The sequence below is a fragment of the Bifidobacterium pullorum subsp. gallinarum genome, assembly GCF_000741215.1.
Lineage (GTDB): Bacteria > Actinomycetota > Actinomycetes > Actinomycetales > Bifidobacteriaceae > Bifidobacterium > Bifidobacterium pullorum_B.
In genome coordinates this window covers 71,372-85,763 of record NZ_JGYX01000002.1, presented here as the reverse complement: position 1 = coordinate 85,763, position 14,392 = coordinate 71,372, and the positions used below count along the sequence as shown (strand labels likewise).

The window sequence follows — 14,392 nt, the reverse complement described above, 5'->3', positions numbered from 1 at the left end:
GCGGAAACGACAATGAACCAACTGGTCGAAGGATCGTTGTCGGGGCTGCTGGAGTCCCTTGACAGGGACCCGAGCTTCCATGCGTTGGCCACGGACGACTTCGATCGACCTGAAGGCGCCGCCGATCCGTCGATTGTCGTCGGCGCCCCCGAAGGCGTGCGTCCGGCGCTTGCCGCAGCCGTGGCCCGTCGTTCCCCGGTCGTCTATCTCGTCGCATCCGGCCGTGAGGCCGAGGAGACCGTCAACGCGCTGCGCTCCTGGTACGACGGCGACCCGAACGACATCGCCCAGCTGGAGGCGTGGGAGACGTTGCCGCATGAACGCCTGTCACCTCGCGCCGACACCGTGGCCAGCCGTATGGCCGTCTTCCGCCGGCTGTGTCATCCCGAACCCGGCGACGCGATGTTCGGCCCGATCCGCATTCTGGTGATGCCCGTGCGCTCGCTGATCCAACCGGTCGTCGCCGGTTTGGGCGATGTGGAGCCGCTGGTCTTCACCGTCGGCGAGGAGCTGCCGCTCGACGAGGCGGCGGCCCGGCTGGTGGAGAACTCGTACACGCGCGTCGACCTGGTGATGGACCGCGGCGAGTTCGCCGTCCGCGGCGGTCTGCTCGACGTGTTCCCGCCGACCGCACCCCATCCGGTGCGCATCGAGTTCTTCGGCGACGAGGTCGACTCGATCCGGGAGTTCCACGCCTCCGACCAGCGCACCTACGGCGATGGACTCAGGAGCATCTGGGCGACGCCCTGCCGCGAGGTGCAACTCACCGAAGCGATTCGCGAACGGGCCCGCAGCCTGATCGGCCGGATCCCCAACGCCGAGGACATGCTCGAATCGATCGCGAACGCCATTCCGGTCGAAGGCATGGAATCCCTGCTGCCCGCCCTCGTCGACGACATGGAGTCGATCACCGGCATGTTGCCGAACCATGCGGTCGTCATGCTGTCCGATCCGGAAAAGCTGCGTCGCGCCGCCGACGATCTGATGAAGACCGCGAACGAGTTTCTGGCGGCCAGCTGGCACGTCGCCGCGTCCGGTCACGGTGCGGGCGCCCCGATCAGCTTCGACCAGGCCAGCTTCCTGGATTTCGATGAAACCATCACGTCGTTGACCTACCGGGATTTCGACGTGTGGCGGCTCACCAGCTTCACCGTCGAGGCCTCCCGTCCCGGACGCATCGCGTTGGCGGCTCATGCGCCGGCCGAATACCGGGGCGACGAGCATCGCGCGGCCACCGGCATCGAGGGATTGATCGACGCCGGCCTGCAGGTGACGGTGACCGCCGCCGCGCACGGCACGCTCGCCCGACTCAAGCGCGCGATCAACGAGACCGGCATCACCCGGTTCGAGACGATCCGTGCGCAGGCCATCGACGGATTCGTCGACACGGCCGCCGGCGTCGCGCTGCTGACCGAACGCGACCTGACCGGCCGCACCAGCGCCGCGGCCCAGGCCAAAACCCCGAAACGGCGGCGCAAGGCCATCGACCTGATGGAGCTGAAAACCGGCGACTACGTGGTGCACGAGCAGCATGGCATCGGCCGGTTCGTCGAGATGCGTCAGCGTGCCGTCGGAGCCGGGGATGCGAAGACCACGCGCGAATACCTGGTCATCGAATACGCGCCGAGCAAACGCGGCGCCCCGCCGGACAAGCTGTTCATCCCCACCGACCAGCTCGACCAGGTCAGCAAGTACATCGGCGCGGAGGCCCCGAAACTCAATAAGCTGGGCGGCTCCGACTGGGCGGCCACCAAGGCCAAGGCCCGCAAACACGTCCATGAGATCGCCGAGGATCTGGTCAAGCTGTATTCGGCCCGCCAACGCACGCCCGGCTTCGCGTTCAGCCCGGACACTCCGTGGCAGAAGGAGCTGGAGGACGCGTTCCCGTACCAGGAGACCGCCGACCAGCTGACCACCATCGACGAGGTCAAGGCCGATATGGAGAAGCCGATCCCGATGGACCGCCTCATCTGCGGCGACGTGGGCTTCGGCAAAACCGAGATCGCCGTGCGTGCCGCCTTCAAGGCCGTGCAGGATTCCAAGCAGGTGGCCGTGCTCGTGCCGACCACGCTGCTCGTCCAGCAGCATTACGAGACCTTCTCGGAGCGCTACGAGGGCTTCCCCGTCACCGTCAAGGCGATGAGCCGCTTCCAGACCACCAAGGAGATCAACGACACGATCAAGGGGCTTCAGGACGGCACCGTGGACGTGGTCATCGGCACGCACAAACTGCTCAACCCCAAGATCCAGTTCAAGGACCTGGGGCTGGTCATCATCGACGAGGAGCAACGCTTCGGCGTCGAACACAAGGAGACGCTCAAGGCGCTGCGCACCAACGTGGACGTGCTCTCCCTGTCCGCCACGCCGATCCCGCGCACGCTGGAGATGGCGGTGACCGGCATCCGCGAGATGTCCACGCTCGCCACCCCGCCGGAGGACCGTCTGCCCGTGCTCACCTACGTGGGCGCCTACGAGGACGCGCAGGTCACCGCGGCGATCCGACGCGAGCTGCTGCGCGGCGGCCAGGTGTTCTACGTGCACAACCGCGTGGCCGACATCTCCCGCATGGCGGCGAAGATCCAGGAGCTCGTGCCCGAGGCCAAGGTCGGCACCGCCCACGGCAAGATGGGGGAGAAGCAGCTCGACCAAATCATCCGCGACTTCTGGCACCGCGACATCAATGTGCTCGTATGCACCACGATCATCGAGACCGGCCTGGATATCTCGAACGCGAACACGCTGATCGTGGACCATGCCGACCGCTTCGGCCTGAGCCAGCTGCACCAGCTGCGCGGCCGCGTCGGCCGTGGCCGCGAACGCGCCTATGCGTACTTCCTGTACGATCCGAGCAAGCCGATGACCCAGCAGTCGCACGACCGTCTGGCCACCATCGCCCAGAACACCGCGCTGGGTTCTGGCTTCGACGTGGCGATGAAGGATCTGGAGCTGCGCGGCACCGGCAACCTGCTGGGTGACGAGCAGTCCGGCCACATCGAGGGCGTGGGCTTCGACCTGTACGTGCGCATGGTCTCCGAGGCCGTGGAGGCGTACAAGGAACCGGAACGCACCGAGCCGGTGGCCGTCAGCATCGATCTGCCGATCGAGGCGTCGATTCCGGTGGACTATATCGACTCCGACAAGCTACGTCTGGAGGCCTACCGCAAGCTCGCCGCCGCCCGCAACGAGCAGGATCTGGAGGAGCTGCGCGAGGAGCTCACCGACCGCTACGGCAATCCGCCGATCGAGTTCGCCACGCTGTTCGCCGTCGCGCGTCTGCGCAACAAGGCGCGTGCGCTGGGCCTGACCGAGATCATCGCCCAGGGCAACCGTGTGCGCGTGGCCAAGATCGAGCCGCCCGAGTCGGTGCAGATGCGCATCGCCCGCATCTACAAGGGCGTGCAGTACCGGCCGGTCACCAAGACCTACCTGATCCCGACCCCGTTCGCCGGTTCCTTCGGCTCCGAACCGATGGGCTCGGACGAGGTGGTGGCCTGGACCGACCAGCTGCTCGACGACCTGGCCTGGAAGCCCCAGTCGCGCAGGTGATGCGATTCCCGGACACGACGCCGTGTCCGGGAATGGTTTGGACCGTGTGGACTGCGTTGCTACAATGTCCGACGGATGTCAGTCCCTTGTCTGCAACGAAAGAGAACGATTCCGATGATGCAATCCGAGACCACGCCCGTCGCCGACCATGCAGCAGCCGCACCGTCGGTGACCTCGTCGATGGCGGTTCCCGCCGTGCATGTCAACGCGTTGAACACGGCCGAAACCGAAGAGGCCGTCGAAAGCGCGGGCGTGAACAAAACCAAGCAGAGCAAGTCCGTCACCTTCATCCTGGCCCTGTTCGCCGGCGCGTTCATCGGCTTCGGCGCCCTGTTCTTCCTCATCGTCACCTGCGATCCGGCGATGACCTGGGGCCCCAAGCGCTTCGTCGGCGGACTGGCGTTCTGCATGGGCCTGATCCTGGTGCTGTGTTGCGGCGCCGAACTGTTCACCGGCAACTCGCTGATGGCTTCCAACCTGGCCGCACGCCGTATCTCCCTGCCCGCTCTGGTCCGCAACTGGGTGATCGTCTGGTTCGGCAACCTGCTGGGCGCCCTGATCCTCGTCGCCCTGATCGCCATGGCCGGCACGATGGGCCTCAACGACGGCCTGGTGGGGGAGACGGCCGTCTCCACCGCCATCTCGAAGGTCACGCTCGACCCCGTGACGCTGTTCGCGCGTGGCGTGCTGTGCAACGTGCTCGTGTGTCTGGCCGTGCGCATCGGCTACTCGTCGCGCTCCACGGCAGACAAGGTGCTCGGCATCCTACTGCCGATCTCCGGATTCGTGGCGATGGGTTTCGAACACTGCGTGGCCAACATGTTCTTCCTGCCGATCGGACTGGTCGCCAAGGCCATGGGCTACGGCGCCGGACTGGACGGCATCGCCGACCTGACCGTACAGGCCTCGCTCTATAACATCGGTGTGGCCACGCTGGGCAACATCGTCGGCGGCGCGGTCGTGGTGGCGCTCGCGTACTGGTACGTGAACAACCACAAGCCATCGAAACGCAGGAAGAGCATCGAGGAGCGCTGAATGAACGAACAGGATCGGAACCGGAACGATACCGATGCGGGGCGCATGACCATCCGCCGCGCCGAGCCGCGCGACATCCCGCAGATCGATGTACTGCTCCATCAGGTGCTGGACGTGCACCACGCGGGACGGCCCGACCTGTTCAAACCCCACGCCACCAAGTACACCGACGACCAGCTGGCCGGCATCATCGCCGACGACCGGACCCCGGTGTTCGTGGCGGTCGAGCCGGGCGCCGGTTCCATCGCCGACCCCGCGCGAGAGGACGCCGAGGGGGCGGACCGCCTGCTGGGCTATGCGTTCTGCCAGTTCCAGCGGCATGTCGATGACAACATCCTCACCGACATCCAGACGCTGTACATCGACGACCTGTGCGTGGACGAGGCCCAGCGCGGACGGCACGTCGGCAACGCCCTGTACCGCCACGTCCTCGGCTTCGCCAAGGAGTCCGGCTGCTACAACCTGACGCTGAACGTGTGGGCGTGCAACGAGGCCGCGAAGGGCTTCTACGAGCACTGTGGCTTGAAGCCCCAGAAGATTGGCATGGAGACGATTCTCTAGCCGCCTGCAACCGTCCCCACGCCGTCTGCCGCTATGCCCGCGACGTCAGCGCAACGCCGCGCGCAACCGCCGTTCGATCGCCTCATGGTCGCGGGGCAGACCCTCGTCGTCCATATCGGTTCGGTCGACATCGACGATTGTGCCGATTGTGCCGTCGGCAAGCACCAGGATGCGGTCGGACAACCGCGCCGCCTCCGGAATATCATGGGTGACCATCAATATGGTCCACTGCTGCTCGGCCTGCAAGTGCGCCAGCAGGTCCTGCATATCCAGACGGGTCAGCGCATCGAGCGCGCCGAACGGTTCATCCAACAGCAACAGTTTCGGCTGTCGTACGATCGCGCGTGCCAACGACGCCCGCTGCGCCTGCCCTCCGGACAGTTCGCCGGGCCATGCGTCGGCGTGGTCGGCTAGTCCCACCCGTGCCAAGGCATCCAGTGCCAGCTGGCGTCGTTCGGTGCGCCGCCCGGGCAATCCGAGCGTGACGTTGTCCCACAGCCGGATCCACGGCACCAGTCGGGCGTCCTGAAACCCGAAGGCCATATCGTGGTCGGCATGCACCGTGCCGGCGGTCGGTTCGATCAGGCCCGCCGCCACGCGCAGCAGCGTGGATTTGCCGCAGCCGGAGCGTCCGATCAGACTGACGAACCGCCCGTCGTCGACGTGGACGGTCACGTCGCGCAGCACCTCGTGGCCATCGAACGTCATACGGATGTGGTCGAGCGTCAACGTCATCGCGGCCTCACTTCGTGCAATCCATAACGTGGCTCTTGACGTCGGGCAGCGCGTCGATGAACCCGAAGTCCACGTACTGCTGCGCCTGCTGTTCCAGCATGTCGAGCCCGTCGGCGTCGATCGGCAGGATCTCGGGGACGTCGAACTTGGCCACCTGATCGACGATCTCGTCCGAGGCCCCGAATTCGCGGTAAGCGTCGGTGATGATCTCGGGATGTTCCTGGGCCTTGTCCGATTCCTTGACCAGCGCGCGGTACATGGCCTTGACCAGATCCGGATGCTCGTCGGCGAAGGACTGGGAGACGATGTGAATCGAGACGTTCAGGTTGCCGTATTCCTTGGCGTTGACCAGCAGCTTGGCGCCGGGCGTGGCCATCGCCGAGGCCAGGTTCTGGTCGAAGGTGGCGATGGCGTCGACCTGTCCCGAGCTGAACGCCGCGCTGAAGTTGCTGGGGCTCATCTCCACCTCGGTGACCTGCGAAGCGTCCAGTCCGGCGTTGGCGAACGCCTGGTGCACGATGTAGTCGCCGGTCGCGCCCTTGGAGTCGATGGCGATGGTCTTGCCGTACAGGTCTTCCAGCGTCTCGACGCCGCTGTCCGGCGCGGCGACGATGCCCTGCGAATCGCCGTCGTAGTACTCGATGGCGAACGCGACCCACGGCTGGTCCTGGGCGATCAGGTTGATGAACGAGCCGGTACCCGTCGACGTGGCGTCGGCGTTGCCCGACTGTACGGCGGTGCGGGCGTCGGCCGGATTGTAGGGGCCGGTGAACTCGACGGTGGCGGGTGCCAGCTCATCCTGGGCGAACTGTTCGTTCTTGAGCGTGGTGAGGTAGTTGGCGGTGGACAGATACGCCACGCGCATGGTGTCGGTATCGGTGTTGGCGGAGGCGTTGCCGTGCGCCGAGCAGGCGGTTGAGGACAGCAGCAGGGCCGCCGCCCCCAGCGCGGCGAGCTTGCGGGCGATGGTGTGGTTGGTTCGGGTCATCATGGTTCCTTTCGAGATGGTGATGATGAGGGTGATGGTGATGGGATGGCGTGACGGCATACATGAAGGGCCGCCGCGTGCCATCGGGTATGGTGTGCGGCGGGGCGGCCGCTCAGTGGCGGGCGTACCGCCAAGGGAGCGCCGCGCGCTCCAGCAGGGTGACGATCGTCTCCGACAGCAGGCCAAGGATGGCATACAGCACGATGCACAGCACGGTCTGGTCGGTGCGGGAGAACTGCTGGGAGCGGGACAGCATATAGCCGATCCCCGTGGAGGAGTTGACGGTTTCGCAGGTCACCAGCGCGATCCAAGCCACGGTGAGCGCGAAGCGCAGGCCGGTCATGAATCCCGGCAATGCCCCCGGCAACAGCACCCGCAGGAAGAGCGTGGCTCGGCTGAAGTGGTACACCTTGGCCAGTTCGAACAGCCGTGGGTCGAGATTGCGCACGCCGTCACGCAGATTCACGTACACCAGGCCGAACACGCCGACGGTGATCAGCCCGATCTTCATCGTCTCCCCAATGCCGAACACGACGATGAACAGCGGGGCGAGCGCCGGGAACGGCACGGCCCGCAGCATATGGATCGGCTTGTCGATGATGGCCAGGCCCACGCGGGAGGCCCCGGCGACCAGTCCGGCCGGTACGGCCAGGATGATGCCCAACGCCAGACCCGAGGCGACCCGCAACAGACTGATCCCAATCGAAGGCCAGAGCAGGCCTTCCGCGTCCAGATCGTTCCAGGCGCCGACGACCTCGGCGGGGGACGGGAGGGGACGGGTGTCCGCAGGGGAGAGCGTGGCGAAGTACCACCACAACAGCAGGAGCAGCGTCGAGGCCCAGGCGGCCGCAACGGCCGCGATTCGACGGCGCAGGGCATGCTTGCGCATGATGACATTCCCTTCGATAGTGCTAACTACATCAGGTTCGACGAGTATGATCTCAGCCCAGCCGCCCGCTTTCATCCACCGGTTGCGGTGTTTCCAGCATGATTTAAGGCAATGGCCCGGGCACCCCGTGTCAGTCTCATATTCTTGGACCGAGGTATGGACATAGAACGCCGTCATGGCCAACGAACAGGCGTATGCGTGTCGGATGTCCAGGCGGCTCGGACGCAGCCGCCAAATGGTGATGGTTCCAAGGGGATTCACCGATGTGAGCGCTAACGAAAGTTCTTCCGCGTGTCTTCGCCCAACGTCCATCAAACCCACTATCCTTAACAGTGTCATCACAACCCAACGTCGTAAGGAGTAGTTGTGGCAGTAATTGAAAGCGTGTACGCGCGTCAGATTCTTGACTCCCGTGGCAACCCGACCGTCGAGGTCGTGCTGGACACCGAGGACGGCGCCCAGGGTCTGGGTCTCGTTCCGTCCGGTGCCTCCACCGGTGAGGCCGAGGCTTGGGAGCGTCGCGATGGCGACAAGGCCGTGTACAAGGGCAAGGGTGTTCTCAACGCCGTCAAGGCTGTGAACGAGGAGATCGCCCCGAAGGTCATCGGCATGGATGCCTCTGATCAGCGCGCCCTCGATGAGGTCATGATCGAGCTCGACGGCACCCCGAACAAGGGCCGCCTCGGCGCCAACGCCATCCTGGGCGTCTCGCTGGCCGCGATCTACGCCTCGGCCGAATCCGCGGGCATGCCGCTGTACCGCTACCTCGGCGGCACCAACGGCCACATCCTGCCGGTGCCGAACATGAACATCATGAACGGTGGCGCCCACGCCGACTTCGCCACCGACATCCAGGAGTACATGATCTCCCCGTACGGCTTCGAGACCTATTCCGAGGCTCTCCGCGCCGGCGTCGAGGTCTACCACACCCTGAAGAACGTCCTGAAGAAGCAGGGCCTGAACACCGGCCTCGGCGACGAGGGCGGCTTCGCCCCGAAGATGAAGTCCAACGAGGACTCCATCAAGTTCATCATGGACGCCATCTCCGCCGCCGGCTATGAGCCGGGCAAGCAGATCGGCATCTCGCTGGACGTGGCCTCCTCTGAGTTCTACAACAAGGAGACCGGCAAGTACCGCTTCGACGGCGAGGAGCGCGAGTCCGCCTACATGTTGGACTACTACGAGAAGCTCGTCAACGAGTACCCGATCGTCTCCATCGAGGATCCGTTCCAGGAGGAAGGCTGGGAGGACTGGGCGGCCATCACCGCTCGCCTGGGCGACCGCCTGCAGTTCGTCGGCGACGACTTGCTCGTGACCAACCCGAAGCGTCTGGCCAAGGGCATCGAGCTGGGCGCCGCGAACTCGCTGCTGGTCAAGCTCAACCAGATCGGCACCGTGACCGAGACCCTCGACGCCATCGAGCTGGCCACCAAGAACGGCTTCACCTCCATGGTGTCGCACCGTTCCGGCGAGACCCCGGACACCACCATCTCCGACCTGGCCGTCGCCAAGAACACCGGCCAGATCAAGACCGGTGCCCCGGCCCGTGGCGAGCGCATCGCCAAGTACAACCGCCTGCTCGAGATCGAGGAGGAGCTCGGCTCCACCGCTCAGTACGCCGGCTACAGCGCCTTCAAGGCCTGCAAGAAGTACATGTGATCGCCGGGCCGTGTAGGCCTGTAACGAGCGCATAGCTTCCCGCCCGCCGCATCCGTGAAGTCGAATGCGGCGGGTATTTTCATGTCTATGACCAGAACGACCCGCACCCGCAGACCAGGCAAGCCCACGGCGAAGGCCGGTCGCGGCAGCGCCGGGCCGATCTCGTTCTTCATCGCCCTGTTCATTGTGGCGTTGGGCGCCATCCAGCTGGTTTCCACGTTCTATACGTATGCGCTGACGGTATCCGACCTCAACGGTCTCAAACGTCAGGAAGCCGCTCTGGAAGCCGAGAAGCAGGACCTTGAGAACGAGATCAAACGATGGGATGACGAGGCCTACGTCACCGCGCAGGCCCGCGAACGGTTGGGATTCGTCTTCCCCGGGGAGCAGGCGGTGCGTGTGCTGCACCCCGAGGCCGTGACCGGCCAGACCGACGCCGAACGGCAGCAGGACAACGACGCATCGGACAGCCAGTCGTTGCCATGGTACGAGGAGCTCGCCTACTCCTTCGAACAGGTGGACCGGCAGGACACCTCCGCGGGAGATACCGGCGAATCCGCACGGCAGCAGCCGCAATCCCAGACCGACACCACAGACACGTCAGGAGAGGAATAAGTGAATCAGAGCGAGGACATCGCCCGAATCGCGGTCGAACTCGTCGACCGTTGCCTGCAGGATCCCGCCACCGATGAGGATATGGCGATTGTGGAACGGCAGCTTGGCCGGTATCCGCGCGGCATGGTGGCTGTCGGCGCACGATGCGTGTGCGGCAGGCCCCTGGCCGTCATCACGCGGCCGCTGCTGCCCGGCGGCATCCCGTTCCCCACCACCTGCTACCTGACTGGCCCTGAGGCGGTGAAGGCGGTTTCGCATGTCGAAGCCGAAGGCGTGATGGCCGAATACAACGAGCTGCTTGCCCAAGATGATGAGGTGCGGGCCGCGTATGAGCGCGCGCACCGGTTGTATCTGGCCTTCCGGCACGAGCTGGCCGGACGGCTGGGCGACAGCGAGGAGCATATCGAGGGCATCAGCGCCGGAGGCCTGCCGACCCGCGTCAAATGCCTGCACGCGCTGCTCGCCCAGACACTGGTGATGGGCCAGGGGGCCAATCCGATCGGCGACCTGACCCTGGCGCGCATCCGCGGCGAGTTCAGCCCCGACGTGTGCCGGTGTACGGTTGAATAACGGGTGTGCGCGGCACACGACAGACAACGGTTGAGGGAGGGAAGACGGATATGGCTTCGGTAACGGTGGCCGGCATCGATTGCGGCACGAATTCGATTCGTTTGAAGGTGGCGCGCGTCGACGAGCACGGTATGGAGGAGATCGTCCCCCGTACCCTGCGCGTCATCCGTTTGGGACAGGACGTGGACCAGACGCACCGCTTTGCGGATGAGGCGTTGGAGCGCGCCTATGCGGCCGCGGGGGAGTTCGCCGAGATCCTCAGGGAGCATCCGGTGGACGGCATCCGCTTCGTGGCCACGTCGGCCACACGCGATGCCGAGAACCGCGAACAGTTCGAAGACGCCATGGAACGCATCCTCGGCGTGCGCCCCGAGGTGATTCCCGGCACCGAGGAGGCCGACCTGAGCTTCCTGGGCGCCACCAGCGTGGTCGAACGCGACCTGGAGGCCCCCTATGTGGTGATCGATCTGGGCGGGGGATCCACCGAGCTGGTGCTGGGCGGCGACGGCGTGACCGCGCCGAAGACAGAGGTGCAGGGGGCGTTCTCGATGAACATCGGCTCGGTGCGCATGACCGAACGGCATCTGCACACCGATCCGCCGACCGATGACGAGATCGCCGAGGCCGTCGCCGATATCGATGAGCATATCGATGAGGCCTTCCGCGTCGTGCCCGCCGGCAAGGCGCGGACCATCATCGGCGTGTCGGGCACGGTGACGACGATGACCGCCCTGACGATGGGACTCAAGGAATACGACCACCGTCTGGTGGATGGCGTCCGTGTGCCGTTCCCGGACGCGTTCGCCGTCAACGACCGGTTCCTGCGCATGCCGCGTGAGGAGCGCCGCGAATACAGGACCATCCACCCCGGCCGCATCGACGTGGTCGGCGGCGGCGCGCTGGTATGGAGCCGTGTGCTGGCCCGCATCGGCGAGGCGGCCAAGGCCGATCACGGCGTGGCGATCGACTCGTTCGTGGCCAGCGAACACGGCCTGTTGGACGGTATTGTGCTGGATTACGGCAGGCGTCTTCTCACCGCGCGATAATCGTGGCATAATACAGTGTGGCCGGTGCGCCGGCCGTGCCCCCGTGGCGAAATGGTATACGCAGCCGACTTAAAATCGGCCGCTTCGGCTTGCGGGTTCGAGTCCCGCCGGGGGCACTGATACGCGGCTCCGTCCCACGTGATGGGCGGGGCCGTTTTCGTGACCAATGGACCGCCCAAAAGGAGTGCCAGTGTTCAGCATCCTCGACATGTTCTCAATCGGCGTGGGGCCGAGCTCGTCTCATACGGTGGGGCCGATGCGCGCCGCGCACGCCTTCGTGGCCTCGTTGGCCGAATGCGGTCTGCTCGACGGCGTGCATCGCGTGCGGGTGACCCTGTACGGCTCGCTGTCGCTGACGGGACTGGGGCATGGCACCGACCGCGCCGCGGTGGCGGGATTGGAAGGCCATCTGCCCGAAACCGTGGATACCGATCACCTGCTGCATATCCGTGAGACATGCGAGGATGCCGGCAGCCTGGCGCTGAACGGCACACGCGTTATCGGCTTCGATTACGGCCGTGACGTGGTGTTCGACCAGTGGCGGCGCTTGGCCGCCCACCCCAACGGGATGCGGTTCGAGGCGTTCGACGCGGACGGCGGCACTGTGGACGAACAGGTGTGGTATTCGATCGGCGGCGGATTCATCCAGCGCGGCAAAGCGAATGACCGACTGGTCGGCAACCATGAACGCGTCACGGCGCCATCCGATGCCGGATCCGATGACGAAGCCGCCGGGTCCGATACGGGGGAGTCGCCTGCGGATACGGGGGTGCCGTACCCGTTCACCACCTGCGACGAACTGATCGCCATCTGCCGCCGGCAGGGCATGTCCATCGCCGATGTGGTGTGGGCGAACGAGACCGCGGTCCGCCCCGCCGACGAGGTGCGTGAACGTCTGCTCACGGTGTGGCGCGTGATGCGCGAATGCGTGGCCAACGGCTGCTCCAGCACCGAGCTGGTGTTGCCCGGCGGCCTGGATGTGCCGCGGCGCGCACCGGGGATGTACGCGCGGTTGGCCACCAATGGCGACATCCTCAAACGTGACGCGGGACGCATCGACATCGTGCTGGAATCCTCGGACGCCGCGTGGGTCAACCTGTTCGCGCTGGCGGTGAGCGAGGAGAACGCGGGCGGACGCCGCATCGTCACCGCGCCGACCAACGGTTCGGCCGGCATCATCCCCGCCGTGCTGCTGTATTACTGGCATTTCGTGGACGTGGCCGACGAGGAGGGTGTGATCCGTTTCCTGCTGACCGCGGGGGCCGTGGGCTACCTGTTCAAGCGCAACGCCTCGATCTCCGGCGCCGAGGTCGGCTGCCAGGGCGAGGTGGGCGTGGCCTGTTCGATGGCCGCCGCGGGACTGGCCGCGGTGCTGGGCGGCACCCCGGAGCAGGTGGAGAACGCCGCAGAGATCGGTATCGAGCACAATCTGGGACTGACCTGCGATCCGGTGGGCGGGCTGGTGCAGATCCCGTGCATCGAACGCAACGCGATGGGCGCGAACACCGCCATCAACGCGGTGCGCATGGCCATGGTGGGCGACGGTTCGCATATCGTGAGCCTGGATCAGGCCATCGTGACGATGAAGCAGACCGGCGAGGACATGATGGCCAAATACAAGGAGACGTCCAAGGGCGGCCTGGCCGTCAACGTGGTGGAATGCTGACGGCGTTGTGCTAGGCTATGAGACATTCTGTGTTGAAGGAGGTCAAGATGGCAGACAGCATGCCTGTGGTGAACGCCGAGTTCGGCGCTTCGCCCGTTATCGAATTCCCGTCCGACGAGGCCCCGAAGGGTCTGAAGGTCGTGGAGCTGGTGGAGGGCGATGGCCCGATGGTGCGCCGCGGCGATACCGTGACCGTGAACTATCACGGCGTGGTGTGGGGCGGCACCGATCCGTTCGACTCCAGCTTCGTGCGTCATCAGCCGGCGAGCTTCGGCATCGGCGTCGGGCAGGTCATCAAGGGCTGGGACCAGACCGTGCCGGGGCATAACGTTGGCTCCCGACTGGTCGTATCCATCCCGCCGGAGTACGGCTACGGTTCCCGTGGCGTGCCGCAGGCCGGCATCGGCGGCGGCGATACCCTGGTGTTCGTCATCGACATCATCTCGACCCGCTGACGGATATTCGCGAAAAGGGAAGGCGCCGGCATCGATCGGCGCCTTGTCATAGACGGACATGCATGGCGCCGAGCCGTCTTCCGTATTAGACTTGGCTGCCAATGAGTCCGTGCAAAAGGAGGAATCATGACTGAGGAAAAGACGATCCTGCTGACGCAGGAGGCGTATGACAAGCTCAAGGAGGAGCTCACCTGGCGTGAGGGGGAGTACCGCGACGAGATCACCGAGCGCATCGCCGCCGCGCGCGCCGAGGGCGATCTGTCGGAGAACGGCGGCTACCAGGCCGCGCGTGAGGAGCAAGGCAAGAACGAGGGGCGCATCAACGAGCTGATCGTCAAGCTGCGCAACGCCAAGATCCTTGAGGCGCCGGAGGCCGGCCTGGTGGGCAACGGCTCCGTGGTCACGATGGATATGGCCGGCCGCGAGATGGTGGTCGTGCTGGGTTCCCGCGACATCGCCGTGGCCACCGACTATGACGTGATCAGCCCCGAATCGCCGATCGGTGCCGCCATCATGGGCGCGCACGCCGGCGACACCGTGAGCTACCAGGCCCCCAACGGCCGCGAGATCTCGGTGACGATCAAGGACGCCAAGCCGCTGAACTGACACCCATCAATCGAACAGGCT

The 14,392-nt window shown here is 65.5% G+C and carries 13 protein-coding genes and 1 tRNA gene; 11 read left to right on the top strand and 3 right to left on the bottom strand.

Annotation, left to right across the window (positions count from 1 at the left end; genetic code table 11):
* Positions 1-12: 12 nt before the first annotated feature.
* The 3 genes from mfd (at position 13) to BIGA_RS02610 (ending at position 5,142) form a co-directional block, all read left to right on the top strand.
* Positions 13-3,546, top strand: coding sequence for a transcription-repair coupling factor (gene mfd / locus BIGA_RS02620; RefSeq protein ID WP_033506316.1), 3,534 nt, complete (start codon positions 13-15; stop codon positions 3,544-3,546).
* 114 nt (positions 3,547-3,660) lie between these two features.
* Positions 3,661-4,581 (top strand): formate/nitrite transporter family protein, encoded by a 921-nt coding sequence (locus BIGA_RS02615; RefSeq protein WP_202805497.1) that lies wholly within the window; start codon positions 3,661-3,663, stop codon positions 4,579-4,581.
* 45 nt (positions 4,582-4,626) lie between these two features.
* On the top strand, positions 4,627-5,142 hold the full coding sequence (locus BIGA_RS02610) for a GNAT family N-acetyltransferase (protein ID WP_033506319.1): 516 nt from the start codon (positions 4,627-4,629) through the stop codon (positions 5,140-5,142).
* Between the two features lie 45 nt (positions 5,143-5,187).
* Here BIGA_RS02610 and BIGA_RS02605 read toward each other — a convergent pair whose 3' ends face one another.
* The 3 genes from BIGA_RS02605 to BIGA_RS02595 form a co-directional block, all read right to left on the bottom strand.
* A complete protein-coding gene (locus BIGA_RS02605) occupies positions 5,188-5,877 on the bottom strand; it encodes an ABC transporter ATP-binding protein (RefSeq protein WP_033506147.1) in 690 nt (229 codons plus the stop codon).
* A gap of 7 nt (positions 5,878-5,884) precedes the next feature.
* Positions 5,885-6,865 (bottom strand): ABC transporter substrate-binding protein, encoded by a 981-nt coding sequence (locus BIGA_RS02600; RefSeq protein WP_051917077.1) that lies wholly within the window; start codon positions 6,863-6,865, stop codon positions 5,885-5,887.
* A 112-nt stretch (positions 6,866-6,977) separates the two neighbouring features.
* Entirely contained in the window at positions 6,978-7,754 is a 777-nt protein-coding gene (locus BIGA_RS02595; RefSeq protein ID WP_033506149.1) for an ABC transporter permease, read from the bottom strand.
* Positions 7,755-8,120: 366 nt separating this feature from the next.
* On the opposite strand from BIGA_RS02595, the gene eno reads away from it, so the two are divergent.
* The 8 genes from eno (at position 8,121) to BIGA_RS02555 (ending at position 14,371) form a co-directional block, all read left to right on the top strand.
* On the top strand, positions 8,121-9,413 hold the full coding sequence (eno, locus tag BIGA_RS02590) for a phosphopyruvate hydratase (RefSeq protein WP_033506155.1): 1,293 nt from the start codon (positions 8,121-8,123) through the stop codon (positions 9,411-9,413).
* Between the two features lie 87 nt (positions 9,414-9,500).
* Complete coding sequence (locus BIGA_RS02585) at positions 9,501-10,028, top strand: FtsB family cell division protein (RefSeq protein WP_033506156.1); 528 nt, start codon at positions 9,501-9,503, stop codon at positions 10,026-10,028.
* Entirely contained in the window at positions 10,029-10,598 is a 570-nt protein-coding gene (locus tag BIGA_RS02580) for a DUF501 domain-containing protein (RefSeq protein WP_051917039.1), read from the top strand.
* A 50-nt stretch (positions 10,599-10,648) separates the two neighbouring features.
* The gene (locus BIGA_RS02575; RefSeq protein ID WP_033506158.1) at positions 10,649-11,644 is read left to right on the top strand and encodes a Ppx/GppA phosphatase family protein; all 996 of its coding nucleotides are present in this window, start codon (positions 10,649-10,651) and stop codon (positions 11,642-11,644) included.
* A gap of 37 nt (positions 11,645-11,681) precedes the next feature.
* A tRNA-Leu gene (locus BIGA_RS02570) sits at positions 11,682-11,760 on the top strand.
* A gap of 74 nt (positions 11,761-11,834) precedes the next feature.
* The gene (locus BIGA_RS02565; protein ID WP_033506159.1) at positions 11,835-13,310 is read left to right on the top strand and encodes an L-serine ammonia-lyase; all 1,476 of its coding nucleotides are present in this window, start codon (positions 11,835-11,837) and stop codon (positions 13,308-13,310) included.
* Positions 13,311-13,357: 47 nt separating this feature from the next.
* Entirely contained in the window at positions 13,358-13,765 is a 408-nt protein-coding gene (locus BIGA_RS02560) for an FKBP-type peptidyl-prolyl cis-trans isomerase (RefSeq protein ID WP_033506162.1), read from the top strand.
* Positions 13,766-13,891: 126 nt separating this feature from the next.
* Positions 13,892-14,371 (top strand): GreA/GreB family elongation factor, encoded by a 480-nt coding sequence (locus BIGA_RS02555; protein ID WP_033506164.1) that lies wholly within the window; start codon positions 13,892-13,894, stop codon positions 14,369-14,371.
* The last annotated feature ends 21 nt before the right edge of the window (positions 14,372-14,392 follow it).